Annotated in this window: 24 protein-coding genes; 13 read left to right on the forward strand and 11 right to left on the reverse strand. The window is 69.4% G+C overall.

All coding sequences use genetic code 11. The features are described from left to right. Nucleotides 1-37 precede the first annotated feature (37 nt). The 4 genes from ABDW35_RS01745 (at nt 38) to ABDW35_RS01760 (ending at nt 3,200) form a co-directional block, all read left to right on the forward strand. A complete protein-coding gene (locus ABDW35_RS01745; protein WP_343712121.1) occupies nt 38-505 on the forward strand; it encodes a universal stress protein in 468 nt (155 codons plus the stop codon). A gap of 293 nt (nt 506-798) precedes the next feature. After that, the gene (locus ABDW35_RS01750) at nt 799-1,776 is read left to right on the forward strand and encodes a magnesium transporter CorA family protein (protein WP_343712122.1); all 978 of its coding nucleotides are present in this window, start codon (nt 799-801) and stop codon (nt 1,774-1,776) included. A gap of 29 nt (nt 1,777-1,805) precedes the next feature. Beyond that, nucleotides 1,806-2,066, forward strand: a complete 261-nt coding sequence (locus tag ABDW35_RS01755) for an AbrB/MazE/SpoVT family DNA-binding domain-containing protein (RefSeq protein WP_343712123.1) — start codon at nt 1,806-1,808, stop codon at nt 2,064-2,066. A gap of 240 nt (nt 2,067-2,306) precedes the next feature. Further along, nucleotides 2,307-3,200, forward strand: a complete 894-nt coding sequence (locus ABDW35_RS01760; protein WP_343712124.1) for a LysR family transcriptional regulator — start codon at nt 2,307-2,309, stop codon at nt 3,198-3,200. Here ABDW35_RS01760 and ABDW35_RS01765 read toward each other — a convergent pair. Beyond that, nucleotides 3,197-4,072 (reverse strand): DMT family transporter, encoded by an 876-nt coding sequence (locus tag ABDW35_RS01765; RefSeq protein ID WP_343712125.1) that lies wholly within the window; start codon nt 4,070-4,072, stop codon nt 3,197-3,199. The two genes, ABDW35_RS01760 and ABDW35_RS01765, sit on opposite strands and share 4 nt — an antisense overlap. Nucleotides 4,073-4,185: 113 nt before the next feature. On the opposite strand from ABDW35_RS01765, the gene ABDW35_RS01770 reads away from it, so the two are divergent. Continuing rightward, nucleotides 4,186-5,598: a PLP-dependent aminotransferase family protein gene (locus ABDW35_RS01770; protein WP_343712126.1), complete on the forward strand. Its 1,413-nt coding sequence runs from the start codon at nt 4,186-4,188 to the stop codon at nt 5,596-5,598. Nucleotides 5,599-5,846: 248 nt separating this feature from the next. On the opposite strand, the gene clpA is transcribed toward ABDW35_RS01770, so the two are convergent. The 3 genes from clpA to ABDW35_RS01785 form a co-directional block, all read right to left on the reverse strand. Then, nucleotides 5,847-8,195 (reverse strand): ATP-dependent Clp protease ATP-binding subunit ClpA, encoded by a 2,349-nt coding sequence (gene clpA, locus ABDW35_RS01775; protein WP_343712127.1) that lies wholly within the window; start codon nt 8,193-8,195, stop codon nt 5,847-5,849. A 39-nt stretch (nt 8,196-8,234) separates the two neighbouring features. Beyond that, a complete protein-coding gene (gene clpS, locus ABDW35_RS01780; RefSeq protein ID WP_034844418.1) occupies nt 8,235-8,573 on the reverse strand; it encodes an ATP-dependent Clp protease adapter ClpS in 339 nt (112 codons plus the stop codon). A gap of 167 nt (nt 8,574-8,740) precedes the next feature. Then, a complete protein-coding gene (locus ABDW35_RS01785) occupies nt 8,741-9,274 on the reverse strand; it encodes a phasin family protein (RefSeq protein ID WP_343712128.1) in 534 nt (177 codons plus the stop codon). Nucleotides 9,275-9,603: 329 nt separating this feature from the next. On the opposite strand from ABDW35_RS01785, the gene ABDW35_RS01790 reads away from it, so the two are divergent. After that, nucleotides 9,604-10,719, forward strand: coding sequence for a D-alanyl-D-alanine carboxypeptidase family protein (locus ABDW35_RS01790; RefSeq protein ID WP_343712129.1), 1,116 nt, complete (start codon nt 9,604-9,606; stop codon nt 10,717-10,719). A gap of 79 nt (nt 10,720-10,798) precedes the next feature. Here the strand turns inward: ABDW35_RS01790 and pheT are convergent, their stop codons facing one another. From pheT to rpmI, 4 genes are all read right to left on the reverse strand, one after another. Further along, on the reverse strand, nt 10,799-13,201 hold the full coding sequence (gene pheT / locus ABDW35_RS01795; RefSeq protein ID WP_343712130.1) for a phenylalanine--tRNA ligase subunit beta: 2,403 nt from the start codon (nt 13,199-13,201) through the stop codon (nt 10,799-10,801). Between the two features lie 27 nt (nt 13,202-13,228). Then, nucleotides 13,229-14,305 (reverse strand): phenylalanine--tRNA ligase subunit alpha, encoded by a 1,077-nt coding sequence (gene pheS / locus ABDW35_RS01800; RefSeq protein ID WP_343712131.1) that lies wholly within the window; start codon nt 14,303-14,305, stop codon nt 13,229-13,231. A 131-nt stretch (nt 14,306-14,436) separates the two neighbouring features. After that, nucleotides 14,437-14,802 (reverse strand): 50S ribosomal protein L20, encoded by a 366-nt coding sequence (gene rplT, locus ABDW35_RS01805; RefSeq protein ID WP_034836891.1) that lies wholly within the window; start codon nt 14,800-14,802, stop codon nt 14,437-14,439. An 18-nt stretch (nt 14,803-14,820) separates the two neighbouring features. Continuing rightward, nucleotides 14,821-15,021 carry a 50S ribosomal protein L35 gene (gene rpmI / locus ABDW35_RS01810; RefSeq protein WP_034836893.1) on the reverse strand — a complete coding sequence of 67 codons (201 nt, stop codon included), beginning with the start codon at nt 15,019-15,021 and terminating at the stop codon, nt 14,821-14,823. Between the two features lie 200 nt (nt 15,022-15,221). Between rpmI and ABDW35_RS01815 the strand changes: the two genes are divergently transcribed. The 7 genes from ABDW35_RS01815 (at nt 15,222) to ABDW35_RS01845 (ending at nt 22,780) form a co-directional block, all read left to right on the forward strand. Then, nucleotides 15,222-16,412, forward strand: coding sequence for an aspartate aminotransferase family protein (locus ABDW35_RS01815; protein WP_343712132.1), 1,191 nt, complete (start codon nt 15,222-15,224; stop codon nt 16,410-16,412). Then, nucleotides 16,405-17,343 (forward strand): ornithine carbamoyltransferase, encoded by a 939-nt coding sequence (gene argF, locus ABDW35_RS01820; protein ID WP_343712133.1) that lies wholly within the window; start codon nt 16,405-16,407, stop codon nt 17,341-17,343. The genes ABDW35_RS01815 and argF overlap by 8 nt, the downstream gene beginning before the upstream one ends. After that, nucleotides 17,340-18,242 carry an Hsp33 family molecular chaperone HslO gene (locus ABDW35_RS01825; protein WP_343712134.1) on the forward strand — a complete coding sequence of 301 codons (903 nt, stop codon included), beginning with the start codon at nt 17,340-17,342 and terminating at the stop codon, nt 18,240-18,242. The genes argF and ABDW35_RS01825 overlap by 4 nt, the downstream gene beginning before the upstream one ends. 198 nt (nt 18,243-18,440) lie before the next feature. Next, entirely contained in the window at nt 18,441-19,013 is a 573-nt protein-coding gene (locus ABDW35_RS01830; protein ID WP_343712135.1) for a hypothetical protein, read from the forward strand. Between the two features lie 103 nt (nt 19,014-19,116). Further along, a complete protein-coding gene (locus ABDW35_RS01835; protein ID WP_343712136.1) occupies nt 19,117-19,986 on the forward strand; it encodes a UTP--glucose-1-phosphate uridylyltransferase in 870 nt (289 codons plus the stop codon). A gap of 45 nt (nt 19,987-20,031) precedes the next feature. Further along, nucleotides 20,032-21,354 carry a UDP-glucose/GDP-mannose dehydrogenase family protein gene (locus ABDW35_RS01840; RefSeq protein ID WP_343712137.1) on the forward strand — a complete coding sequence of 441 codons (1,323 nt, stop codon included), beginning with the start codon at nt 20,032-20,034 and terminating at the stop codon, nt 21,352-21,354. 34 nt (nt 21,355-21,388) lie between these two features. After that, complete coding sequence (locus ABDW35_RS01845) at nt 21,389-22,780, forward strand: phosphomannomutase/phosphoglucomutase (RefSeq protein WP_343712138.1); 1,392 nt, start codon at nt 21,389-21,391, stop codon at nt 22,778-22,780. Between the two features lie 111 nt (nt 22,781-22,891). Here the strand turns inward: ABDW35_RS01845 and ABDW35_RS01850 are convergent, their stop codons facing one another. From ABDW35_RS01850 to ABDW35_RS01860, 3 genes are read right to left on the reverse strand one after another with little or no spacing between them, the layout of a single operon-like run. Then, entirely contained in the window at nt 22,892-23,152 is a 261-nt protein-coding gene (locus ABDW35_RS01850) for a hypothetical protein (RefSeq protein ID WP_343712139.1), read from the reverse strand. Between the two features lie 24 nt (nt 23,153-23,176). Then, nucleotides 23,177-23,683: a GNAT family N-acetyltransferase gene (locus ABDW35_RS01855; RefSeq protein WP_343712140.1), complete on the reverse strand. Its 507-nt coding sequence runs from the start codon at nt 23,681-23,683 to the stop codon at nt 23,177-23,179. Then, nucleotides 23,680-24,198 carry a GNAT family N-acetyltransferase gene (locus tag ABDW35_RS01860; protein ID WP_343712141.1) on the reverse strand — a complete coding sequence of 173 codons (519 nt, stop codon included), beginning with the start codon at nt 24,196-24,198 and terminating at the stop codon, nt 23,680-23,682. The genes ABDW35_RS01855 and ABDW35_RS01860 overlap by 4 nt, the downstream gene beginning before the upstream one ends. Between the last annotated feature and the right edge of the window lie 97 nt (nt 24,199-24,295).

Here is a 24,295-nt window from a genome sequence, read left to right on the forward strand (position 1 = left end):
CATGACAGACAACGCTCCAGAGACCCCGAAGACGGAGATGCCGCGCATCTTCCTCGTGGTCGTCGACGACACTGAGGAATGGCGGGCGGCGCTGCGCTATGCCTGCCGCCGGGCCCAGCACACCGGCGGCCGGGTGGCGCTGCTGCACGTCATCAGCCCCAGCGAGATCCAGCATTGGGGCGCGATCGAGGACGTGCTGCGGGACGAGGCCCGGCATGAGGCCGAGCAGCGGCTGCAGCGGGTGGCGCGCGAGGTCAACCAGCTGACCGGCACCATCCCGATTCTGCATATCCGCGAGGGCGCGGCGCGGGACGAGTTGCTGGCGCTGATCGCCGAGGAACCGTCGATCTCGGTGCTGGTGCTGGGCGCCGACACCACCTCCTCCTCCGGCCCGGGACCGCTGATCCAGTACCTGACCAGCAGCAAGGCCATCGCCCGGCTGCGCATCCCGCTGACCATCGTGCCGGGCAACCTGACGGCCGACGCGATCGACGCGCTGACCTGACCCGCACCCGAGCCGCGGACCGGCCGCCGGCGCGGCTTGACGGCGCCTTCGGGCAGTGGCATCCGAGCCGCATGGGTGACGGGTGCCGGGGCAGGCCCTTCGCCGCCTTCGACGAATCGAGACATGGACGAGCCAGACAGTCGTCCCGACCGGGACGAGACAGACAACCAGAGGCGACCCGACCGGATCGCCCCGCCAGGGAACGGACGGCCCAGCGCCGCGCCGGCCGAAGGGCTCCGCTAGACCGCGGCCCCCCGGCCCGGTGATGCGCCGGCCGCAGGGGACAGACCGCGATGCTGCGCATCTACACGCTTTCGAACACCCATTTCACCCCGGTCGAGCCGGTGGAGGGCGCCGGCTTCCCCACGGACACGGTCTGGATCGACCTGTTCAACCCGACTGCCGAGGAGGAGCACTTCGCCGAGAAGCAGCTCGGCCTGTTCCTGCCGACCCGCGAGGAGATGCAGGAGATCGAAGCGTCGAGCCGGCTGTACCAGGAAGACGGCGGCATGTTCATGACCGCCAGCGTGCTGTACGCCACTGAGACCGATGCGCCGGGCACCGCCCCGATCACCTTCGTGCTGAAGGGCCAGACCCTCGTCACCATCCGCTATGCCGAGCCCAAATCCTTCGCCGGCTTCATCGCCCATGCCGAGCGCCAGCCGATGCTGTGCCCCACCGGCTCGGCCACGCTGATCGGCTTGCTGGAGGCCATCGTCGACCGCACCGCCGACATCCTGGAGCGGGTCGGCAGCGAGGTCGACGCCCTGTCGCAGCGCATCTTCAAGGTCAATGAGGCGGTGCACCGCCGCACCACCAACGAGGAGCTGGAGGCCAATCTGAAGCAGATCGGCCGCAGCCAGAACCTGGTGTCGAAGGTGCGCGAGAGCCTGGTCAGCCTGGCCCGGCTGCTGAGCTTCCTGGCGGTCGGCGACGCCACCAAGGACAAGGCCTTCCGCATCCACCAGAAGAGCCTGAGCCGGGACGTGGCGTCGCTGACCGACCACGCCACCTATATCGGCAACAACATCACCTTCCTGCTCGATGCCTCGATGGGGATGATCAACATCGAGCAGAACGCGATCATCAAGATCTTCTCGGTGGCCGCGGTGGTGTTCCTGCCGCCGACGCTGGTGGCCAGCATCTACGGCATGAACTTCGAGGACATCCCCGAGCTGAAATGGGCGGTCGGCTATCCCTGGGCCCTCGGCCTGATGGTCCTGTCCGCGGTGCTGCCTTATCTCTGGTTCAAGCGAAAGGGCTGGCTGTAGCCTAGCCGGATAATAGGCGGGAGGTATTGATGCCCGAGACCCGCATCTTGAAGCTGTTCAGAGCCGGCGACGGTCAGGTCGTCCGGCTGCCCGCGGACTTCCGGTTCGACGGCGACACGGTCTATGCGTCCCGCGATGCCAGCACGGGCGATGTGACTCTGTCCGGTCGGCCAAGCGCTGGTGGCTGGGCAGAGTTCTTCGAGCTGATACGCACGATCGACGTGCCCGACGATTTCATGACCGAGCGTCCAATGAATATTCTCCCGCGGGATGAGACCTCCTCGGAATAGCAGGAGCTCCCATTTAGTCCCCCCTCCCTTGCGGGAGGGGGGCAGGGGGAGGGGGTCTGCGCGCGTCCGCGCGCGAAAGGCCGATGATCTCGACATGTAGACTGACCGAGCCAATCCGGGATCGGCTCCAGCGGCGAAAGCCCTCCCCCTAACCCCCTCCCGGGGGACTCATCGAGCTTAGGTCGATGCATAACCACCATTGGATGGCATCATAGCCATCCATATCTTCCGGATATGCCGATGATCGAGCTGCGCCATCTCCGCTACTTCGTCGCCGTGGCCGAGGAGGGGCATGTCACCCGGGCGGCGGAGCGGCTGGGCATGCAGCAGCCGCCGCTGAGCCAGCAGATCAAGGCGCTGGAGCAGGCGCTGGGCGTCCCCCTGTTCCACCGGCTGCCGCGCGGCGTGCAGCCGACCGAGAGCGGCCTGGTGCTGCTGGCCGAGGCCCGCGCGATCCTGGCCCAGCTCGACCGCGCGCTGGAGACGGTGCGGCGCACCGGGCGCGGCGAGCTCGGGCGCGTCGCCGTCGGCTTCACCAGCTCCGCCGCCTTCCACCCCTTCGTCTCCGCCGCCATCCGCGGTTTCCGCGAGGCCGCGCCCAGGGTCGAGATGGCGATGGAGGAGGGCAGCACCGGCGAACTGGTCGAGGCGCTGCGGGCCGGCCGGCTGGATGCCGCCTTCATCCGCTCGCCGGTCGGCGACGCCGCCGGCCTCATGGTCGAGCCGCTGCTGGACGAGCCGATGGTCGCGGTGGTGCCGGCCGGCCATCCGCTGGCCGCCGGGACGCGCCCGATCCCGCTGGCGGCGTTGGCCGAGCAGCCCTTCGTGCTGTACCGCCGGCCGAGCGGGCCGGGCCTCTACGATTCGATCATCGCCGCCTGCCGCGCCGCCGGCTTCAGCCCGCGCATCGTGCAGGAGGCACCGCGGCTGGTGTCGACGCTGAGCCTGGTCGAGGCCGGGCTGGGCGTGTCGATCGTCCCGGCCTCGATGGCCCGGCTGGACGCCGGCGGCGTCGCCACGCTGCGCCTGGCCGCGCCCCCGGTCGCGCCGCTGCACCTGGCCCGCCGCGACGCCGAGCCGCTGGGCGCGACCCGGCGCTTCGTCGAGCATGTCCGGGCGATGGATCGGAGCTAGCGCGAGAAGCGCTTCGCCCCGGCCACGCAGAGGACGACCGCAGCGGCGCAGCCGACCAGGCCCCAGCCGACGGGTTCGTGCAGCAGCGTCGCCGCCAGAGCCAAGCCGAAGAAGGGCTGCAGCAGCTGCAGCTGGCCGACCGCGGCGATGCCGCCGAGCGCCAAGCCGCGATACCAGAAGATGAAGCCGATCAGCATCGAGAACAGCGAGACATAGGCCAGCGCCGCCAGCGCCGGCCAGCCGACCCCGGCCCAGGAGGCGGGCCAGGTCATGAGCGATGCCGGCAGCGACAGCGGCAGCGAGAGCAGCAGCGCCCAGGAGATCACCTGCCAGCCGCCCAGCCGGCGCGACAGCCGGGCGCCCTCGGCATAGCCCAGGCCGCAGACCAGGATGGCGGCCAGCATCAGCCCGTCGCCGAGCGGGGAGGCCTCCGCCCCCTGGCGCAGCGCATAGGCGCCGACGATGGCGGCGCCGAGCACCGAGAAGGCCCAGAAGGCCGGGCGCGGGCGCTCGCCGCCGCGCAGCACGCCGAACACCGCCGTGGCGATCGGCAGCAGGCCGATGAAGACGATGGCATGGGCCGAGGTGACGTAGCGCAGCGCCAGCGCCGTCAGTAGCGGGAAGCCGACCACGACGCCGAGCGCGACCACGACCAGCGGAACCATATCCGACCGCTCCGGCCGGCGCGGCCGCAGCGCCAGCAGCATCGCGGCGCCGAGCAGCCCGGCGATCGCCGCCCGGGCCAGGGTCAGGAACAGCGGGTCGAGGTCGAGCACCGCCATCCGGGTCGCCGGCAGCGAGCCGCTGAAGATGAGGACGCCGAGCAGGCCGTTGATCCAGCCCGCCGCCGCCTCGTTCGAAGATCCGTCCATGGTCGTCTGAGTCGCCTGCATGATGCCGGTGACCTTCGCGCCCGGCGACGTCCCCCACCAGAGATGGTAAGGTACAGTTTCACTGAACTGTCCTGGTCCGGAGCCCGGTACGGATGCTCGAACTGGTTCCCGCGCCGCGCGACGGCACGCTTGTTGCAACCGTGATGGACACGATTCGCCATCGGATCGAGAGCCGCGCGCTGGCGCCGGGCGCCAAGGTGCCGTCGATCCGCCGCCTGGCCGAGGCGCTGGGCGTGTCGAAATCGACCGTGGTCGAGGCCTATGACCGGCTGGCGGCGGAGGGGGCGATCGCCGCCCGCCCCGGCTCCGGCTTCTATGTCGCCCGCCGGGCCCAGCCCTTGACCCTGGGCGAGCCCGGCCGGCGGCTGGACCGGACCATCGACCCGCTGTGGATCGCCCGCCAGTCGCTGGAGACGCCCGAGCCCGGCGCCGGCCCGGCGCTGAAGCCCGGCTGCGGCTGGCTGCCGGCCGACTGGATGCCCGACCCGGCGATCCGCCGCGCCCTGCGCGGCCTGGCCCGGTCGGAGGGCGAAGGGCTGGTCGAGTATGACTCGCCGCTCGGCTTCGCCCCCTTGCGCCGACATTTGGCCGGGCGGCTGGCGGAGCGCGGCATCGCCGCCGATTCCGGGCAGATCCTGCTGGCCGATGGCGGCACCCAGGCGATCGACCTGATCGGCCGCTTCCTGCTGCAGCCGGACGACGCCGTGCTGGTCGACGACCCCTGCTACTTCAACTTCCTGGGCGTGCTGCGCGCCCATCGCGCCCGGGTGATCGGCGTGCCGCGCACCCCGTCCGGCCCCGACCTGGACGCCTTCGCCCGCGCCGCGGCGGAGCACCGGCCGAAGCTCTACGTCACCAATGCCGCCCTGCACAACCCGACCGGCGCCAGCCTGTCGCCGCAATCCGCGCACCGGCTGCTGACGCTGGCCGAGGCGCATGACCTGGTGGTGGTCGAGGACGACATCTTCGCCGATTTCGAGGCTGAGCCGTCGCCGCGGCTGGCCGCGCTGGACGGGCTGCAGCGGGTGATCCATATCGGCAGCTTCTCCAAGACTCTGTCGGCGGCGGTGCGCTGCGGCTTCATCGCCGCCCGGCCGGACTGGGTCGAGGGGCTGACCGACCTGAAGCTGGCCACCAGCTTCTCCAACGGCGCGCTGGCGGCCCGGCTGGTGCACCGGCTGCTGACCGATGGCAGCTACCGCCGCCATGTCGAGGGGGTGCGCGGCCGGCTGGCGCGGGCGATGGGCGAGACCGCACGGCGGCTCGGCGCGCTCGGCCTGGAGCCCTGGGTCGAGCCGCGCGGCGGCATGTTCCTGTGGGCAGCCCTGCCCGACGGCCTCGATTCGGCGGAGGTGGCGCGCCGCGCCTTGGCCCGCGACGTGGTGCTGGCGCCAGGCGACGTGTTCAGCCCGTCCCGCAGCGCCGGCCGCTACCTGCGCTTCAACGTCGCCCAATCCGCCAGCCCGCGGGTCTTCGCGGTGCTGGAGGAGGCGATGCGGGGATGAGGCCGATTCATCGGCCTGGAGAGCAGATTGCCTCTCCGCCTGGCGGGAGAGGTCGGACGTCCGCAGGACGGCCGGGTGAGGGCTGGTCCCGGCCTCGACGAAATCCCCTCACCCGGAGCCGCTTCGCGTCTCCGACCTCTCCCGTAAACGGGAGAGGCAATCTGTAAGCCGACCCTCGGTCTGCTCCGTCGCCCAACAAAAAGGGCGCCCCGGTCGGGACGCCCTTCTGTCTTCCAGAACCCTGCCGGTCAGGCCAGCTCGGGCTCCTTGGCCGCGTCGTCGGAGGAGACCGGGGCGTTCGGGTTCTCGATATAGTCGAAGGTCAGGCTCTCGCCGTCCTCCGCCACGTCGACCCGGACCTGGCCGCCCTTGACCAGCTTGCCGAACAGCAGCTCGTTGGCCAGCGGCTTCTTGATGTGCTCCTGGATCACCCGGGCCATCGGCCGGGCGCCGTAGAGCTCGTCATAGCCGCGCTTGACCAGCCACTGCCGCGCCGCCGAGGACAGCTCGATCGTGACGTGCCGGTCGGCCAGCTGGGTCTCGAGCTGGATCACGAACTTGTCGACCACCTGCGACACGATCTCCGGCGTCAGATGGCCGAAGGGGATGATCGCGTCCAGCCGGTTGCGGAACTCCGGCGTGAACATCCGGTTGATCGCCTCCTTGTCCGCATCCTCCTTGCGCGTCGCGCCGAAGCCGATCGACTGCTTGGTCAGTTCGGTCGCGCCGGCATTGGTGGTCATGATCAGGATGACGTTGCGGAAATCGACCGACTTGCCGTTGTGGTCGGTCAGCTTCCCGTGATCCATGATCTGCAGCAGGATGTTGAAGACGTCCGGATGCGCCTTCTCGATCTCGTCCAGCAGCAGCACGCAGTGCGGGTGCTGGTCGACCGAGTCGGTCATCAGCCCGCCCTGGTCGAAGCCGACATAGCCCGGGGGCGCGCCGATCAGCCGGCTGACCGAATGCCGCTCCATGTATTCCGACATGTCGAAGCGGACCAGCTCGATGCCCAGCAGCTTCGACAGCTGCCGCGCCACCTCGGTCTTGCCGACGCCGGTCGGGCCTGAGAACAGGTAGTTGCCGATCGGCTTCTCCGGCTCCCGCAGGCCGGCGCGGGCCAGCTTGATCGCCGCCGACAGCGCCTCGATCGCTGGGTCCTGGCCGAACACCAGGGTCTTCAGGTCGCGGTCGAGGGTCTGCAGCACCACCTTGTCGTCGCGGCTGACGCTCTTCGGCGGGATGCGGGCGATCTTGGCCACCACCGCCTCGACGTCGCGCATGCCGATGGTCTTCTTGCGGCGCGACGGCGGCAGCAGCATCTGGGCGGCGCCGGCCTCGTCGATCACGTCGATCGCCTTGTCCGGCAGCTTGCGGTCGCCGATGTAGCGGGCCGACAGCTCCACCGCGGTGCGGATGGCGTCCGCGGTGTAGCGCACCTGGTGGTGCTTCTCGTAATAGCTCTTCAGCCCCTGCAGGATCTTGACCGTATCGTCGATCGACGGCTCGTTGACGTCGATCTTCTGGAACCGGCGCACCAGGGCGCGGTCCTTCTCGAAGTAGTTGCGGTATTCCTTATAGGTGGTCGAGCCGATGCATTTCAGCGCGCCCGAGGCCAGGGCCGGCTTCAGCAGGTTCGACGCGTCCATCGCGCCGCCGGAGGTGGCGCCGGCGCCGATCACGGTGTGGATCTCGTCGATGAACAGCACCGCTCCGGGCAGGTTCTCCAGCTCGGTCATCACCGCCTTCAGCCGCTCCTCGAAGTCGCCGCGGTAGCGGGTGCCGGCCAGCAGCGCGCCCATGTCGAGCGCGAAGATGGTGGCGTCGGCCAGCACCGGCGGCACCTCGCCGTCGACGATGCGGCGGGCCAAGCCCTCGGCGATCGCGGTCTTGCCGACCCCGGGGTCGCCGACATAGAGCGGGTTGTTCTTCGAGCGGCGGCACAGGATCTGGATCGTCCGCTCGATCTCGGCCTCGCGGCCGATCAGCGGGTCGATCTTGCCCTTCGACGCCTTCTCGTTGAGGTTGACGCAATAGGTCCTGAGCGCCTCCGAGCCCTTCTTCACGACCTTCTCCGCCTGCGCATCCTCATCCGCGCCCGACACCGGACGCGACTCGCCAGCCCCGTTGCCGCTGCCGCCGCTGCGGGCCCCGCCCGAGGCGCCGGCCTTGGCGATGCCGTGACTGATGTAGTTGACCGCGTCGAAGCGGGACATGTCCTGCTCCTGCAGGAAATATACCGCGTGGCTCTCGCGCTCGGAGAACAGGGCGACCAGGACGTTGGCGCCGGTCACCTCCTCCCGCCCGGAGGACTGGACGTGGATCGCGGCGCGCTGCAGCACGCGCTGGAAGCCGGCGGTCGGCTTCGCGTCCTCGATCCCGTCGATCTTCAGCGTCGCGAGCTCGGTGTCGATGTAGCCGACGAGGTCGCGGCGCAGCTTTTCGAGATTGACGCCGCAGGCCCGCATCACGGCCACGGCATCCTGATCCTCGGACAGCGCCAGCAGCAGGTGCTCGAGCGTGGCGTACTCGTGCCGTCGCTCATTGGCGAAAGCGAGGGCCCTGTGCAGCGTCTGCTCCAAATTCCGCGAGAGCATCGGTCGTCCCCATGCCGGGAGGGCCCGCCAGACCTCTGGTCAGGCCTTCTCAAGAATACATTGTAGAGGATGCTGATTGCGGCGCGCGAAGTCCATCACCTGCGCCACCTTTGTCTCCGCCACCTCGTAGGTGAAAACGCCGCAGACGCCCACACCCCGACGGTGAACATGGAGCATGATGGTGGTGGCTTCCTCGCGGCTCTTCGCGAAGAAGCGTTCCAGGACATGGACGACGAACTCCATCGGCGTGTAGTCGTCGTTCAGCATCAGGACCTTGTACATGGACGGCTTCTTCGTCCGTGGCCTGGTCTGGACGACGACCCCGGTGCCGGCGTCGTTGCCGCCTCCTCGATCATCCTTCCGTTCGGTGTCGCTCATGGATATGGGATGCGTGCTGCCGGTTTTGAACCCGACCATGATGATAGTGCCGCGAGGCCCGGAGTTGTAGGCCCGCGATGCGATGAAATGCGTAGGGCTGAAATGCGAACGGCCCCGGCGACAGAGTCGCCGGGGCCGTCGGCCGCTAATCCGGGGAGGAGGTCGGATCAGGCGGCGATCGGCTTGGACAGGGTCTCGACCGCGACGTTGACGCGGGCCGCGATCGGCGCCACGGCGTCGTTGGTGACCTTCAGGCCCAGCTCCGACAGCTTGCTGCTCTCGGCGACGAAGCCGTCGAAGGCGGTCTTGGAGTAGGCCGACTGCAGGTCGACGACCTCACGCAGGGTCTTGGCGGCGAACAGCGACCTGGTCGCCTCGGCGGCCTGCTCGGCGGCGCCGTGCTGCAGGGCGAACCAGGCGCGGGTCAGCTGCTCGGCGCCCTGGGCGAAGACGGTGGCCGACGCGAACACGGCGTCGACATTGCCCTTGGCGAAGGCGACGAGGTCGTCGAAGCCCTTGGTCGCGGCCTGGGCGGCCTTCTCGAACTGGTCCTTGGACAGGGCGAGGCCCTGGGCGACATTCTTCTCGACGGTGGCCTGGGTGGCCTTGACGGTGTCGTTCACGGTGTCCCTCACGGTCTCGATGTTGGCGTCGACGGCGGCGATCTTGGTCGCGCCGGCACGGCTCTTGGCGGTGGTCATGACGAGCGGCTCCATAATGCTTGCAGCCGTCTGTCGTCGCCCGGGGCGCCGCCCAGCCATGCTGCACTGCAACATGCCGCCTTTATGAGCAGATCGATTCGATCTGTCAACGATTTTTGTGCAGTGCAACATGTCCGATGAAACCGGAAGCCGGTTGCCGCGGGACAGGCGATCCTGCCAGGATGTCTGCAACCGTGCGGATGTCGCGGACCGGCATCTTTTTGCCGAGTTCACGATTTGGTTTATGGACAAAAATCAACAGGTTAAATTAGAGTTCTGAAATCACGCCTGAACCAAGATCCGCAAGTGGCGTGGAGCGGGGGGTTGGCATGGCTCGTTTCTTTGCGCGATCGGCGGCAGCCCTGCTTGCCTGCCTTGCCCTGGTGTTGCTGCTGCCTGCCCAGGCCGGGGCGGCGCCACGCTTCGCCGCCTATGTCATCGACGCGCGCACCGGCGAGGTGCTGCACGAGGAAAACGCCAATCTGCAGCTGTACCCGGCGTCGCTGACCAAGCTGATGACGCTGTACCTGACCTTCCGCGCGCTGGATAAGGGCGACCTGACCCTGGACACGCGGCTGGCGGTGTCGAGCTACGCCGCCTCGCAGTCGCCGACCAAGCTGGGCCTGCCCACGGGCTCGCGCATCCGGGTCGAGGACGCGGTGCTGGGCCTAGTCACCCAATCGGCCAACGACGCATCGGTGGTGCTGGCCGAGGCGATCGGCGGCAGCGAGTCCCGCTTCACCCGGATGATGACGCAGCAGGCCCGGGCGCTGGGCATGAGCCGCACCAATTTCAGCTCGACCAACGGCCTGCCGGACCCGGACAACGTCTCGACCGCGCATGACATGGCGGTGCTGGCCCGGGCGCTGATCACCGACTATCCGCAGTACTACCCCTATTTCGCGACCAAGAACTTCCGCTATCGCGGCCGCAACTTCCCGAACCACAATCGGCTGATGCAGTCCTATGCCGGCATGGACGGGATGAAGACCGGCTACATCCGCGCCGCGGGCTACAACCTGGTCGCCTCCGCCGTGCGCGGCCGCACCCGGCTGATCGGCGTGATCTTCGGCGGCACCAGCCCGATCATGCGCAACGCCAAGATGGCGGAGCTGCTGGACGAGGCCTTCGAGTCGCATGAGGGCACCGGCGCCTATGTCGCTGAGGCGCCGGCCGCGGCGACGCCGCGGGTGGCGTCGAGCCCGTTCTCGCCGCCGCGGCCCGACCGCCGGCCGGACACGCTGGACGAGCCGTTGCTGGCTGCGGCCGAAGGCGAGGGCGATGCCGAGGATGACGGCGCGGTCGGTTCGGATGGCATCGGCGCGATGATCGCGATGCATGCCGCTTCCCGCCCCCGGGCGCAGAAGGTGGCGTTCGAGCCGGTGCCGAGCGCCCTGGCCGACGTCCCCCTGCCCAAGCCCCGCCCGCTGCGCCGGCATCGTTGAGGCCGCCGGCACGACCGGCCAAAGAAAAGCCCGGGACCTGGTCCCGGGCTTTCGTCTTTAGGGACAAAAGCGCGGGGCCCTACCCCCGCAGCGTGCCGCCCTGCTTCTCGACCGCGGCGACGATCTTCTTGCCCACGGCCTCGATCGCCTCGTCGGTCAGCGTCGCCTCGACCGGCTGCAGCGTCACCGCCAGCGCCAGGGACTTGCGGCCCTCCGCCACGCCCGGGCCGCGATAGACGTCGAACAGCGCGACATCGGCGACCAGCGCCTTGTCCGCCCCCTTCGCCGCCTTGAGGATGCGGTCGGCCGGCACCGACTCCTCGACCACGAAGGCGAAATCGCGCACCACCGGCTGGAAGGCGGCCAGCTTCAGCAGCGGCTTGGCCGTGCCGGCCTTCTTCTTCGGCTGCGGCACGGCGTCGAGGAAGACCTCGGTGCCGACCACCGGCCCGTCGACCCCAAGATCCGATAGCACCGCCGGGTGCAGCTCGCCGAAATGCGCCAGGACCGTCGGCCCCAGGCGCAGGCAGCCGGAACGGCCGGGATGATACCAGTCCGGCGCGTCGGTCGAGACGGCGAGGTTGGCCACCGGCGCGCCCGCCGCCTCCAGCGCCGCCATCGCGTCGGCCTTGGCGTCGAACACGTCGACCGGCCGCGGCGGCTGCACCCAGTGGCGCGGGACGCTGGCCCCGGCGCGGACCGCCGCGGCGACCATGGCCTGGCCCGTCTCTGTGGCGTCGCGATAGGCGGGGCCGATCTCGAACAGCGCCGCGTCCGGCAGGCCGCGCGCGGCGTTGCGGCCGGCGGCGCGGATCAGGTTCGGCAGCACCGAGGGCCGCATCGTGTCTAGGTCCGACGCGATCGGGTTCAGCAGCTTCAGCCCGGCGTTCTGGAAGCCGAACAGGGCGGCGTCGCGCCCGTCCATGAAGGACCAGGTCACCGCCTCGTCCAGGCCGCGGGCCGCGAGGGTGCGGCGCACCAGCTCGCGCGCCTTCTGCGACGGGCTGAGCGCCGGCTGGGTCAGCGAGGTCAGCTTCGGCAGCGACACCGCCGGGATGGCGTCGTAGCCGTTGACCCGCAGCACCTCCTCCACCAGATCGGCCTCGCCCTGCACGTCGCCGCGCCAGGACGGCACCGCCGCCTGGATCAGCCCGTCGGCACCGTCGGTGATGCCGAAGCCCAGCCCCGACAGGATCGCCACCTGCCGGTCGCGCGGCACGTCCAGGCCGCCCAGGCCTGCCACCCGGGCCGGGCGCAGGGTCAGGGTCCGGCGCCAATCCGGCTCCTGCCCGGCGACGATCAGCTGCGAGGCCTCGCCGCCGCACAGCTCCAGGATCATCCGGGTCGCCTGCTCGATGCCGGCGATCACCGCCGCCGGGTCGACGCCGCGTTCGAAGCGGTAGCGGGCATCGCTGTTGATGCCCAGCGCCCGGCCGGTCATCGCCGTGCGCACCGGGTCGAACAGCGCCGCCTCGAGGATCACCTCGGTGGTCTCGTCCGACACGCCGGTCGAGGCGCCGCCCATGATGCCGCCGAGGCTGAGCGGGCCGGTGTCGTCCTCGATCACCGTGACGCCGGGCGGAAGGGTGTAGGTCTTGTCGTTCAGGGCCTCGAGCGTTTCGCCGCCCTTGGACAGGCGCAGCCTGAGACCGCCCTTGACCTTGGCCTGGTCGAAGACGTGCAGCGGCCGGTTGCGGTCGAAGGTGAAGAAGTTGGTGATGTCGACCAGCACCGAGATCGGCCGCAGCCCGATCGCCTTCAGCCGCGCCTGCAGCCAGGCCGGGCTGGGGCCGTTCTTCACGCCGCGGAACACCCGCGCGGCGAACATCGGGCAGGCCGCGGCGGCGTCGGCCGGGAAGTCGAGATCGACCGTCAGGCCGGTCTGGAAGCTGCCCTTGACCGGCCTCTCGTCGAGCGGCTTCAGCGTGCCGAGGCCGGCGGCGGCGAGGTCGCGGGCGATGCCGCGGATGCCGGCGCAGTCGGCCCGGTCCGGGGTCAGCCCGATCTCGATCACCGGGTCGTCCAGGCCGCGCCAGGCGGCGAAGGAGGCGCCGAGCGGCGCATCGTCCGGCAGGTCGATGATGCCGTCATGCTCGTCCGACAGGCCGAGTTCGCGCTCCGACACCAGCATGCCGTTCGAGGCCTCGCCGCGGATCGTCCCCGCCTTGAGGTCGACCTTGGTGCCGGGGATGTAGGAGCCGGCGGGCGCGAACACGCCCTTCATGCCCGTGCGGGCGTTGGGCGCGCCGCACACCACCTGCACCTCGCCGCGGCCGGTGTCGACGATGCAGACCCTGAGCCGGTCTGCGTTGGGGTGCTGCACCGCCGATTTGACATAGGCGATGGTGAAGGGCGCCAGCTCGGCGGCCGGGTCCTCGACGCCGTCGACCTCGAGGCCGAGGCTGGTCAGCGTGTCGGTGATCTCGCCCAGCGACGCCGTGGTGTCGAGATGGTCCTTCAACCAGGACAGCGTGAATTTCATGATCTCGGCCTCGTGCGGCGGGCGGTCTTAGCGGGTCAGGCCGGTGGCCAGGCTGGGCACGTCGAGCGGCACGAAGCCGTAGTGCTTCAGCCAGCGCAGATCGGCCTCGAAGAAGGTGCGCAGGTCGGGGATGCCGTATTTCAGCATCGCCGGGCGCTCGATCCCCATGCCGAAGGCGAAGCCCTGGTAGCGGGTGGAATCGATGCCGCAGGCTTCCAGCACCTTCGGATGGACCATGCCGCAGCCCAGGATCTCCAGCCAGTCGCCGTAATTGCCCAGCTTCAGCTCGCCGCCCTTGCGCGAGCAGCCGATATCGACCTCCGCCGACGGCTCGGTGAAGGGGAAGAAGCTGGGGCGGAAGCGCAGCGGCAGGTCCGGCACGTCGAAGAAGGCGCGGCAGAACTCGATCAGGCAGCCGCGCAGATGGCCCATATGGATGGCCTCGTCGATCACCAGCCCCTCGATCTGATGGAACATCGGGGTGTGGGTCTGGTCGTAGTCCGAGCGGAAGGTGCGGCCCGGCGCGACGATGCGGATCGGCGGCTTCTGCGACAGCATGGTGCGGATCTGCACCGGCGAGGTGTGGGTGCGCAGCACCGCCGCCTTCCCGTCCGGCCGGTCCGGCAGGTAGAAGGTGTCGTGCATCTGCCGCGCCGGATGCTCCGGCGGGATGTTCAGCGCCGTGAAGTTGTGCCAGTCATCCTCGATGTCCGGGCCCTCGGCGACGGTGAAGCCCATCTCGGCGAAGATCGCGACCATCTCGTCGCGGGTCTGGCTGATCGGGTGGATGCGGCCCGTCCGCTCCGGCCGGACCGGCAATGTGACGTCGACCGTCTCGCGCGCCAGCCTGGCGTTCAAGGCCGCGCGCTCCAGCTCCGCCTTGCGGACGTCGAGCAGGGCGGTGATCTCGTCCTTGGCCACGTTCAGCGCGGCGCCGAAGGCCTTGCGCGCTTCGGGGTCGAGGTCGCGCAAGCCCGCCATCAGGCCGGTCAGGCTGCCCTTCTTGCCCAGCGCCGCGACCCGCACGGCGTCCAGCGCCGCCAGATCCTCGGCCTGGGCCAGCGCCGCGGCCACCTCGCGCTTCAGCGTCTCTACCTGTTCCATCGCCTGCATCCCCGATGGCTTTGGCCGCCTCTCACTGCATCAAGACAGCGGCCATGAAAAAAGGGGCCGAGCCCTCAGGCCCGACCCCCGCTTCCTTTCGCTCTATCCGATCCCGCCGGGGCGGGAGGGGATCAAGCGGCGTTCTTGAGCGCGGCCTGGGCCTGATCGACCAAGGCCTTAAACGACTCCGCATCGCGCGTCGCGATGTCGGACATGACCTTGCGGTCGATGTCGATGCCGGCCAGCTTGATGCCGTGCATGAACTTCGAATAGGTCAGGCCGTGCTCGCGCACGCCGGCGTTGATGCGCTGGATCCACAGGCCGCGGAAGTCACGCTTCTTGTTGCGGCGGTCGCGATAGGCATAGCGCAGCGCCTTCTCGACCTTCTCGATCGCAATGCGATAGTTGGTCGAAGCGCGGCCCCGATAGCCCTTGGCGAGCTTGAGGATCTTCTTGTGGCGGGCGTGGCTGGTGACGCCGCGGGAAACTCGTGCCATTGCTCAGCGCTCCTCTGCTCAGCCGTTAACCAGGAGGTAGCGCTTCACCTTCGTCGCGTCGGCGTCGCACATCACCTTGGTGCCCTGGTTCCGCTCCTTCGCCGCCTTGGTCTTGGTCAGCAGGCGGTGGCGGCGATAGGCAGAGTTGTAGCGGACCTTGCCGGAGGCGGTCAGCCGGAAGCGCTTCTTGGCGCTCGAATGGGTCTTCATCTTGGGCATTTTCGGTCCTTCCGAAGGAAGACGGTGAATGGGTGGTTGGGCATGCCCCGGGGATCGGACCCCGGCCTCGCCACCCGAACGGAGCGCGCGTTATAACGGCACGGGCGCGCGTTGACAAGCGCCGCATAAGCTGGGCTTAGTCGCCTCCTTCCCGCAACCCCGAGACTCTGACCGAGACTCAACTCTCAGCGAGCCTGTCCATGATTCCCGCTGTCATGCCGACCTATGCGCGTGCCGACCTCGCCTTCGAGCGGGGCGAAGGGGCGTATCTGTTCGGGACCGACGGGCGACGATACATGGACCTGATCGCCGGGATCGGCGTCTGCGCGCTGGGCCACGGCCATCCCCATCTGGTGAAGGCGCTGCAGGAGCAGGGTGCCAAGCTGTGGCACACCTCGAACCTGTACCGGATTCCGGAGGGTGAGCGCCTGGCCCAGCGGCTGGTCGACACCACCTTCGCCGACACGGTGTTCTTCACCAATTCCGGCGCCGAGGCCTGGGAGGGTGCCACCAAGCTGGTGCGCAAGTACCACTACACCCGCGGCAACCCGAAGCGCTGGCGCATCATCACGGTCACCAACAGCTTCCACGGCCGCACCCTGGCCGCGATCTCGGCCGCCAAGGGCGAGAAGCTGATCAAGGGCTTCGGCCCGCTGGTCGACGGCTTCGACCAGGTGGCCTGGGGCAACCTGAATGAGCTGCGCGCGGCGATCACCGACGAGACCGCGGCGATCTGCATCGAGCCGATCGTCGGCGAGGGCGGCATCAAGGTCTCCAGCCCCGACTTCCTGCGCGAGCTGCGCCGCATCTGCGACGAGTTCGGCCTGCTGCTGTTCTTCGACGAGATCCAGTGCGGCTATGGCCGGACCGGCAGGTTCTTCGCCCATGAATGGGCGGGGATCACGCCGGACGTCATGTGCATCGCCAAGGGCATCGGCGGCGGCTTTCCGCTGGGCGCCTTCATGGCCACCGAGGAGGCGGCCTGCGGCATGACCCCGGGCACGCACGGCTCGACCTATGCCGGCAACCCGCTGGCGATGGCCGTCGGCAACGCCGTGCTGGACATCGTCCTGGCCGACGGTTTCTTCGAGCAGGTCGAGCGCACCGGCCGGCACTTCAAGGCCGAGCTGGAGGCGCTGGTGAAGCGCCACCCGGCGGTGCTGGAGGAGGTACGGGGCCAGGGGCTGATGCTGGGGCTGAAATGCGTCCAGCCGGCCGATCAGATCGTGCCCGAGCTGCGCGCCGCCGGCCTGCTGACCGTGGGCGCGGGCGAGAACGTCGTCCGCATCCTGCCGCCGCTGACCATCGGTACGGCGGAGATCGCCGAGGCCATCGCCATCTTCGACAAGGTTTTCACCGCCCGGGCGGCGAAGGCGGCGACCCATGGCTGACGTCAAGCACTTCACCGACCTGCACCATTTGTCCAAGGCCGATCTGCGCCGGATCATCGACCGGTCGATCGAGCTGAAGCGCACTGATCCACGCGGCAACGCGTCGAAGCCACTGGCTGGCCGCACCCTGGCGCTGATCTTCGAAAAGCCGTCGACCCGCACCCGCGTCTCCTTCGAAGTCGGAATGCGCCAGCTCGGCGGCGAGGTGGTGATGCTGACCGGCACCGAGATCCAGCTCGGCCGCGGCGAGACCATCGGCGACACGGCGCGGGTGCTGTCGCGCTATGTCGACGCCATCATGCTGCGCACCTCGGACGAGGACCGGCTGCGCGAGATGGCCGAGAACGCCACGGTGCCGGTGATCAACGGCCTGACCGACGAGACCCATCCGTGCCAACTGATGGCGGATGTGATGACCTTCGAGGAGAAGCGCGGACCGATCGCCGGGCGCGTCGCCGCCTGGTCGGGCGACGGCAACAATGTCGCCCGCTCCTGGATCCGCGCCGCCGGCATGTTCGATTTCGAGCTGCGCCTGGCCTGCCCGGACGAGCTGTCGCCGCCGGCCGACCTGATCCAGTGGGCGCATCGCGAAGGCGCCCGCGTCTCGGTCGGCACCGATCCGGAGACGACGGTGCGCGGCGCCGACCTGGTGGTCACCGACACCTGGGTGTCGATGGGCGACAAGGACGCGCCGTCGCGCCACAACCTGCTGCGGCCCTACCAGGTCGATGAGCGGCTGATGGCGCAGGCCAAGCCCGACGCCTTGTTCATGCACTGCCTGCCCGCCCATCGCGGCGAGGAGGTGACGGACGGGGTGATCGACGGCCCGCAATCGGTGGTCTGGGACGAGGCGGAGAACCGCCTGCACGCCCAGAAGGGCATCCTGCTGTGGTGCCTGGGAGCGCTGGAGACCCCAGGGGCGAAAGGATGACGATGGCGGTGGCGGTACAGACCGGGGGGGACGATCTCGTCCTCCCCTTCCAGATCGAGGCTTCGGGGCTGCGCGGCCGGCTGGTCCGGTTCGGCCCGCTGCTCGACGACATCCTGGGCCGCCACGCCTATCCCGAGCCGGTCGCCCACCTGCTGGCCGAGACGGTGGTGCTGACCGCGCTGCTGGCCAGCGCCCTGAAGTACGAGGGCGTGTTCACCCTGCAGGCCAAGGGCGACGGGCCGGTGCGCCTGGTCGTCGCCGACGTCACCAGCGACGGCGCGGTGCGCGCCAACGCCATGTTCGACGAGAGCCGGCTGGCCGGTGCCGACACCACCGTGCCGGCCCTGCTGGGCAAGGGCTATCTCGCCTTCACCGTCGACCAGGGCGAGAACACCGAGCGCTACCAAGGCATCGTCGAGCTGTCGGGCGAGACGCTGTGGGAATGCGCCCAGCATTATTTCCGGCAGTCCGAGCAGCTGCAGGCCGGGCTGCGCTCCGCCGTCCGGCATGGCGAGGGCGGCTGGCGCGGCGGCGGCATCATGCTGCAGCGCCTGCCCGACCCCGAGAAGCAGGTGCCGACCGACCGTGAGGACGACTGGCGCCGCGCCATGGTGCTGCTCGGCTCCGCCACCGATGACGAGCTGGTCCAGCCGGCCCTGTCGGGCGAGGCGCTGCTGTACCGCCTCTACAATGAGGACGGCGTACGGGTCTTCCCGAGCCAGCCGATGCGCTTCTCCTGCCGCTGCTCGCGCGAGCGGGTGGCGTCGATGCTGAAGTCGATGCCGAAGGCGGAGATCGAAAGCCTGGCCGTGGACGGCCGGGTCGAGGTCGCCTGCGAGTTCTGCAACACCCGCTACGATTTCGACCGGGACCAGCTGGCGGCGCTGTACGCGGCCTGAGCGCGCCCCATTTCGGCCATCGATCGAGGCAAATGTCGAGGCACGGGGGTTTTCATTTATAACTGTCATGCCCGGGCTTGACCCGGGCATCCAGGAGTGTCGACGCCGCTCCGGGTGGCCCCTGGATCGCCGGGTCAAGCCCGGCGATGACAACACTGGAGCGTTTGTCTTGAGCCTATCCTTCAAGCGGAGGACCCGATGCCCGTTCTGACCCGTCGCAGCCTGTTCGCCGGCGCCGGCCTGCTGCTGCTCGGCGCCTGCGGCGGTCCGGAGCTGGCGAATGTCGCGCCGGTGTCCTTCGCCGGCCGTCCGCCGATCCGGCTGAACGTCGCCCGGATCGATACCGTCGACCGGGCGGCACCATCGGCGACGATGCTGGCGCAGAGCCCGGCGGCGGCGATCCGCGGCTGGGGCTCGGCCCGGTTGCAGGCCGCCGGCCGCGCCGGCATCGGCCAGCTGATCATCCAGCAGGCCAGCCTGACGCAGGAACGGCTGGCCACCCAGGGCGGGCTGACCTCGGTCTTCAACAACCAGCCGTCGCTGAAGCTGACCCTGCGGCTGGTCGCCCGGCTGGAGGTCGGCGCGGTCGGCAACATCACCGGCGGCTATGCCGATGTCAGCGTCGAGCGGTCGACCACCTTGACCGACGGCTCCAGCGCCGCCGACCAGAGCCGCGCCGAGGCCGGGCTGCTGCAGGACGGGATGGGCGAGTTCGACCGCCAGTTCGAGGCCAATATCCGCCAGTACCTGGCGCCGCTGGTGCTGCCGTAAACGGCCGGAATCCGGCCCTGGTTTCCCTTTCGCCCCGCTCTGTGGCACAAGGCGGGGTGTGAAGCGTTCATAGCGGGCGTCCTGAGTTTCAGAGAAGGCATTCATGTCTGAACCCGTCAAGGTTGCCGTCTTCCCCGTTGCCGGCCTCGGCACCCGCTCACTCCCCGCCACCAAGGCGGTGCCGAAGGAGATGCTCTGCGTCGTCGACAAGCCGGTGCTGCAATACGCGGTCGAAGAGGCCAAGGCCGCCGGGATCGAGGAGTTCATCTTCGTCTCCAGCCGCGGCAAGACGGCGCTGGAGGACCATTTCGACCGCAACGACGAGCTGTACGCGACGCTCGAGGCGCGGAAGAAGGCCGAGCAGCTGAAGGCGGCGCAGGATGCCGAGCTGCCGCCGGGCCAGTTCAGCTTCGTCCGCCAGGCCCAGCCGCTGGGCCTGGGCCATGCCGTGTGGTGCGCCCGCCACCTGGTCGGCAATCGGCCCTTCGCCGTGCTGCTGCCCGACGAGATCTTCAAGTGCCAGACCCCGCTGCTGGCGCAGATGACCAAGGCCTATGCCGGCCGCGGCGGCAACCTGATCGCGGTGCGCGAGGTGCCGAAGCAGCTGACCTCGCGCTACGGCATCCTGGCCGTCGGGCAGGATGACGGCACGGTGGCCGAGGTCACCGGCCTGGTCGAGAAGCCGAAGCCGGAGGAGGCCCCGTCCGACCTGTCGGTCGTCGGCCGCTACATCCTGCAGCCGGAGGTGTTCGCGCATCTCGACCGGCAGGAACGCGGTGCCGGCGGAGAGATCCAGCTGACCGATGCGATGGCCCGGCTGATCGGCAGCCAGCCCTTCCACGGCGTGCGCTTCGAAGGCGACCGTTTCGACTGCGGCGATAAGGTCGGCTTCATCGCCGCCAACCTGGCCTATGGGCTGGACCGGCCGGATTTGGCCGCCGCCCTGCGCGAGGCCGTCGCCCCCTATCTGTGATGACCCGGCCGGGCTGACCGGCGGATACCTGGAGTACGCGCCCCCATGCGCATCGCGATGATCGGAAGCGGTTACGTCGGCCTGGTGTCCGGCGCCTGCTTCTCCGAGTTCGGCCATGACGTCGTCTGCGTCGACAAGGATCCGGGCCGGATCGAGCAGCTCAAGCGCAACGAGATGCCGATCTACGAGCCGGGCCTCGACACGCTGGTGGCGAAGAACGCGGCCGCGGGGCGCCTGTCCTTCACCACCGACCTGCCGGCCGCGGTCGACGGCGCCGATGCGGTGTTCATCGCGGTCGGCACCCCGAGCCGGCGCGGCGACGGCCATGCCGACCTGTCATATGTCTTCGCCGCGGCGGAGGAGATCGCCCGGGCGCTGACCGGCTACGCCGTCGTCGTCACCAAGTCGACCGTGCCGGTCGGCACCGGCCGCAAGGTCGCCGAGGTGATCCGCAAGGCGCGGCCGGACGCCGATTTCGACATCGCCTCCAACCCCGAATTCCTGCGCGAAGGCTCCGCCATCGGCGACTTCATGCTGCCCGACCGGGTGGTCATCGGCACCGACGGCGAGCGCGCCAAGAAGGTGCTGTCGGACGTCTACCGCCCGCTGTACCTGATCGAGCGGCCGATCGTGACCACGGCGCTGGAGACGGCGGAGCTGATCAAATACGCCGCCAACAGCTTCCTGGCGATGAAGGTGACCTTCATCAACGAGGTCGCCAATCTGTGCGAGCAGGTCGGCGCCAATGTCCATGACGTCGCCCGGTCGATCGGCCTGGACAAGCGGATCGGGCCGAAGTTCCTGCACCCTGGCCCGGGCTATGGCGGGTCCTGCTTCCCCAAGGACACGCTGGCCTTCGTGCAGACCGCGCGCGACGCCGGCGCCCGCCAGCGCCTGATCGAGACCGTGATCGAGGTCAACGAGGCACGCAAGGAGGAGATGGCCGAGCGCGTGGTCGATGCCTTCGGCGGCAGCGTCGCCGGCAAGACCGTCGCCGTGCTGGGCCTGGCCTTCAAGCAGAACACCGACGACATGCGGGATTCGCCCAGCCTGACCGTGGTGCCGGCGCTGCAGAAGGCCGGCGCCCGGATCCGCGCCTACGACCCGGAGGCGATGAAGGAGGCGCGCAAGCTGCTGACCGACATCGACTACGCGACCAGCGCCTATGAGGCGCTGCGCGGGGCAGACGGCGCGGTGGTGCTGACCGAATGGAACGAGTTCCGCGCCCTGGACCCGGCGCGGATGAGCAAGCTGATGGCCGGCCCCGTCTTCGTCGACCTGCGCAACGTCTACAAGCCGGCGGACATGGAAGCGGCCGGCTTCCGCTATCACAGCATCGGCCGCCCGGTTCCCGGCTCGGCCAGCTGACCCTCAAGCTTCCCCAAGGACCCGCTCCACGACCATGACTCACAGCTTCCACCCCACCGTCCTGCGCGAATACGACATCCGCGGCGTCATTGGCAAAACCCTCAACGCCGCCGATTACCGGGCGGTCGGCGCCGCCTTCGGCACCATCGTCAAGCGCAAGGGCGGCAAGCAGGTGGTGGTCGGCTATGACGGGCGCCTCAGCTCGGTGGAGCTGGAGGCCGCGCTGGTCCAGGGCCTGGCCTCGACCGGGCTGGAGGTGGTGCGCGTCGGCCTCGGCCCGACGCCGATGCTGTATTTCGCGCAGAAGCACCTGGACGCCGATGCCGGGGTGATGGTCACCGGGTCGCACAACCCGCCGGACTATAACGGCATCAAGATGGTGCTGCGCTCCGGCGCGGTCTATGGCGACCAGATCCTGGAGATCGGCCGCATCGCCACGGCCGGCGACCTGGAGACGGGCGCCGGCGCGGTGCGCGACCTCGACCTGCGCGACCTCTATGTCGAGCGGCTGCTGCGCGACTATGACGGCACCCGCGACCTGACCGTGGTCTGGGACAACGGCAACGGCGCCGCCGGCGAGGTGCTGCGCCGCCTGACCGCGAAGCTGCCGGGCAAGCACATCCTGCTGTTCGACGAGATCGACGGCCGCTTCCCCAACCATCATCCGGACCCGACCATCCCGGAGAACCTGGTGGCGCTGCAGGCCAAGGTGGCCGAGGTGAAGGCCGATCTCGGCATCGCCTTCGACGGCGACGCCGACCGGATCGGCGCGATCGACGGCCAGGGCCGGATCATCCCGGGCGACATGCTGGTCGCGGTCTACGCCATCGACGTGCTGCCGCGGCACCCCGGCGGCACCGTGATCGCCGACGTCAAGACCAGCAAGACCGTGTTCGACGCGATAGCCAGGCTGGGCGGCACGCCCCTGATGTGGAAGACCGGCCATTCCCTGATCAAGGCGAAGATGGCCGAGGTGAAGTCGCCGCTGGCCGGCGAGATGTCGGGCCACATCTTCTTCGCCGACAAATGGTACGGCTTCGACGACGCGCTGTATTGCGGCGTGCGGCTGGTGGCCCAGGTCAGCCGCAGCGGCGGAACGCTGGCCGCGCTGCGCGACACCTTCCCCAGCACCGTCTCGACCCCCGAGGTGCGGTTCCAGGTCGATGAGAGCCGGAAGTTCGCGGTGATCAACGAGGTCATGGCCCGGCTGCGGCAGTCCGGTGCCGATGTGAACGACATCGACGGCGCCCGGGTGACCACGCCGGACGGCTGGTGGCTTCTGCGCGCCTCGAACACCCAGGACGTGCTGGTGGCCCGGGCCGAGAGCGGCGACGAGGCCGGCTTGGCGCGGCTGAAGGCGCAGATCGTCGACCAGCTGAAGCTGAGCGGCCTGGCCGAGCCCAGCTTCACCGCCTCGGCGCATTGAGGGTTCTCGGATCCTTCCCTTGATCTGTCATTGCCGGGCTCGACCCGGCAATCCAGGGCCGCCCAGAACGGGATCGACAGTCCTGGACAGAAAGGGGGGTAGCAGCCCTGGCTACGGCTCTGTGACGGGCCGCGGCACGCCCAGGACATGGCGCCAGAGTGTCCCGCGGAGCCAGCGGTGGCAGATGATGAAATAGGCGATGATCAGGACGAGCAGCACGAGCGCCGGAAAGCCGTTGAGGGCGAAGCCGTTGCCGGTCAATCCGCCGGTCAGCCATCCGACCAGAAAGCCCAGTCCGAAAAACACCGTCAGGACGTCGAGTATGTACGCGACCACGACCACCGCCGTGTTCGGCTTCCGTTCCATGCCCATCGAGTTCCCCTCCCCGCAATACCCCTACCCGATCCCCCTGAGCCGCGCCATCGCCAGAGCGTCGGCATAGGTGCCGTCGCGATAGGCGTAGGCGCGCAGCACGCCTTCCTCGACGAAGCCGAATTTGCGGTACAGGGCCTGGGCCGGCGCGTTGTCGGTCCAGACCGTCAGCTCCAGCCGCTTCAGGTCCAGCCAGTTGTCGGCGGTATCGATCAGGGCGGCCATCAGCGCTGTGCCGATGCCCCGCCCATGCCAAGCATCGTGCACGCCCATGCCGATATCCGCCGCATGTGCCCGCCGGCCCTTGCCGGGCCGGAGCACGGCATCGCCGATGATCCGGCCCTCGGCCTCGGCGACGATGTGCATGTCATCGGTGGACCGCGTCTCCAGCCATTTCCGCACCACATCGACCGACGGGTAGCGTGGCCGCAGCGTGCCCCAGCGGAAGCGCGGCTGGCTGTGCAACTCCGCCAGCCCGGCCGCGTCCTCGACTCGGCTCGCCCGAATGATGAAGGCGGGTGCGTCAGTCATGCCTCCCCTCCCGCAAGGTCCCGGATCCGGGCCATCGCCAGGGCGTCGACATAGGCGCCGTCGCGATACCCATGGGCGCGCATCCGCGCCTCCTCGACGAAGCCGAACTTGCGGTAGAGCGCCAGGGCCGGTGCGTTGTCGGCCCACACCATCAGTTCCAGCCGACGGATGTCGAGCCAGTTGTCGGCGGCGTCGACCAGCGCCGCCATCAGGGCCGTGCCGACGCCCCGGCCGTGCCAGGAATCGTGCACCGCCATGCCGATGCCGGCGCTGTGCCGCCGGCGTCCCTGCCCAAGGGTCAGGTCGGTCAGCCCGACCACCCGCCCTTCGGTCTCGGCGACGATGTAGAGGTCGCCGGGCGACCGGTTCTCCAGCCATTTGCGGATGGCATCCGGCGATTCATAGGGCGGCCGCAGCGTGCCCCAGCGAAAGCCGGGCTGCGCCTGCATCTCCGCGACATCGGGCCAGTCCTCGGCCCGGAGCGCCCGCAGCGTAACGGCGGGCGCCTCGCTCACGCCTCCTCCTCGCCGCGGGCGATGGCCACGGCGCGGCGGGCGCGGGCGGTGACGGCCGTCCAGTCGCCGGCCGCCACCTCGGCCTTGCCGGCGATCC

Source organism: Inquilinus sp. (assembly GCF_039594555.1).
Lineage (GTDB): Bacteria > Pseudomonadota > Alphaproteobacteria > DSM-16000 > Inquilinaceae > Inquilinus.

Bases quoted from the DNA above. Each gene is read 5' to 3' on its own strand.
- ABDW35_RS01745 (WP_343712121.1), top strand. From the start codon at position 38: ATGCCGCGCATCTTCCTCGTGGTCGTCGACGACACTGAGGAATGGCGG.
- ABDW35_RS01750 (WP_343712122.1), top strand. From the start codon at position 799: ATGCTGCGCATCTACACGCTTTCGAACACCCATTTCACCCCGGTCGAG.
- ABDW35_RS01755 (WP_343712123.1), top strand. From the start codon at position 1,806: ATGCCCGAGACCCGCATCTTGAAGCTGTTCAGAGCCGGCGACGGTCAG.
- ABDW35_RS01760 (WP_343712124.1), top strand. From the start codon at position 2,307: ATGATCGAGCTGCGCCATCTCCGCTACTTCGTCGCCGTGGCCGAGGAG.
- ABDW35_RS01765 (WP_343712125.1), bottom strand. From the start codon at position 4,072: ATGGACGGATCTTCGAACGAGGCGGCGGCGGGCTGGATCAACGGCCTG.
- ABDW35_RS01770 (WP_343712126.1), top strand. From the start codon at position 4,186: ATGCTCGAACTGGTTCCCGCGCCGCGCGACGGCACGCTTGTTGCAACC.
- clpA (WP_343712127.1), bottom strand. From the start codon at position 8,195: ATGCTCTCGCGGAATTTGGAGCAGACGCTGCACAGGGCCCTCGCTTTC.
- clpS (WP_034844418.1), bottom strand. From the start codon at position 8,573: ATGAGCGACACCGAACGGAAGGATGATCGAGGAGGCGGCAACGACGCC.
- ABDW35_RS01785 (WP_343712128.1), bottom strand. From the start codon at position 9,274: ATGACCACCGCCAAGAGCCGTGCCGGCGCGACCAAGATCGCCGCCGTC.
- ABDW35_RS01790 (WP_343712129.1), top strand. From the start codon at position 9,604: ATGGCTCGTTTCTTTGCGCGATCGGCGGCAGCCCTGCTTGCCTGCCTT.
- pheT (WP_343712130.1), bottom strand. From the start codon at position 13,201: ATGAAATTCACGCTGTCCTGGTTGAAGGACCATCTCGACACCACGGCG.
- pheS (WP_343712131.1), bottom strand. From the start codon at position 14,305: ATGGAACAGGTAGAGACGCTGAAGCGCGAGGTGGCCGCGGCGCTGGCC.
- rplT (WP_034836891.1), bottom strand. From the start codon at position 14,802: ATGGCACGAGTTTCCCGCGGCGTCACCAGCCACGCCCGCCACAAGAAG.
- rpmI (WP_034836893.1), bottom strand. From the start codon at position 15,021: ATGCCCAAGATGAAGACCCATTCGAGCGCCAAGAAGCGCTTCCGGCTG.
- ABDW35_RS01815 (WP_343712132.1), top strand. From the start codon at position 15,222: ATGATTCCCGCTGTCATGCCGACCTATGCGCGTGCCGACCTCGCCTTC.
- argF (WP_343712133.1), top strand. From the start codon at position 16,405: ATGGCTGACGTCAAGCACTTCACCGACCTGCACCATTTGTCCAAGGCC.
- ABDW35_RS01825 (WP_343712134.1), top strand. From the start codon at position 17,340: ATGACGATGGCGGTGGCGGTACAGACCGGGGGGGACGATCTCGTCCTC.
- ABDW35_RS01830 (WP_343712135.1), top strand. From the start codon at position 18,441: ATGCCCGTTCTGACCCGTCGCAGCCTGTTCGCCGGCGCCGGCCTGCTG.
- ABDW35_RS01835 (WP_343712136.1), top strand. From the start codon at position 19,117: ATGTCTGAACCCGTCAAGGTTGCCGTCTTCCCCGTTGCCGGCCTCGGC.
- ABDW35_RS01840 (WP_343712137.1), top strand. From the start codon at position 20,032: ATGCGCATCGCGATGATCGGAAGCGGTTACGTCGGCCTGGTGTCCGGC.
- ABDW35_RS01845 (WP_343712138.1), top strand. From the start codon at position 21,389: ATGACTCACAGCTTCCACCCCACCGTCCTGCGCGAATACGACATCCGC.
- ABDW35_RS01850 (WP_343712139.1), bottom strand. From the start codon at position 23,152: ATGGGCATGGAACGGAAGCCGAACACGGCGGTGGTCGTGGTCGCGTAC.
- ABDW35_RS01855 (WP_343712140.1), bottom strand. From the start codon at position 23,683: ATGACTGACGCACCCGCCTTCATCATTCGGGCGAGCCGAGTCGAGGAC.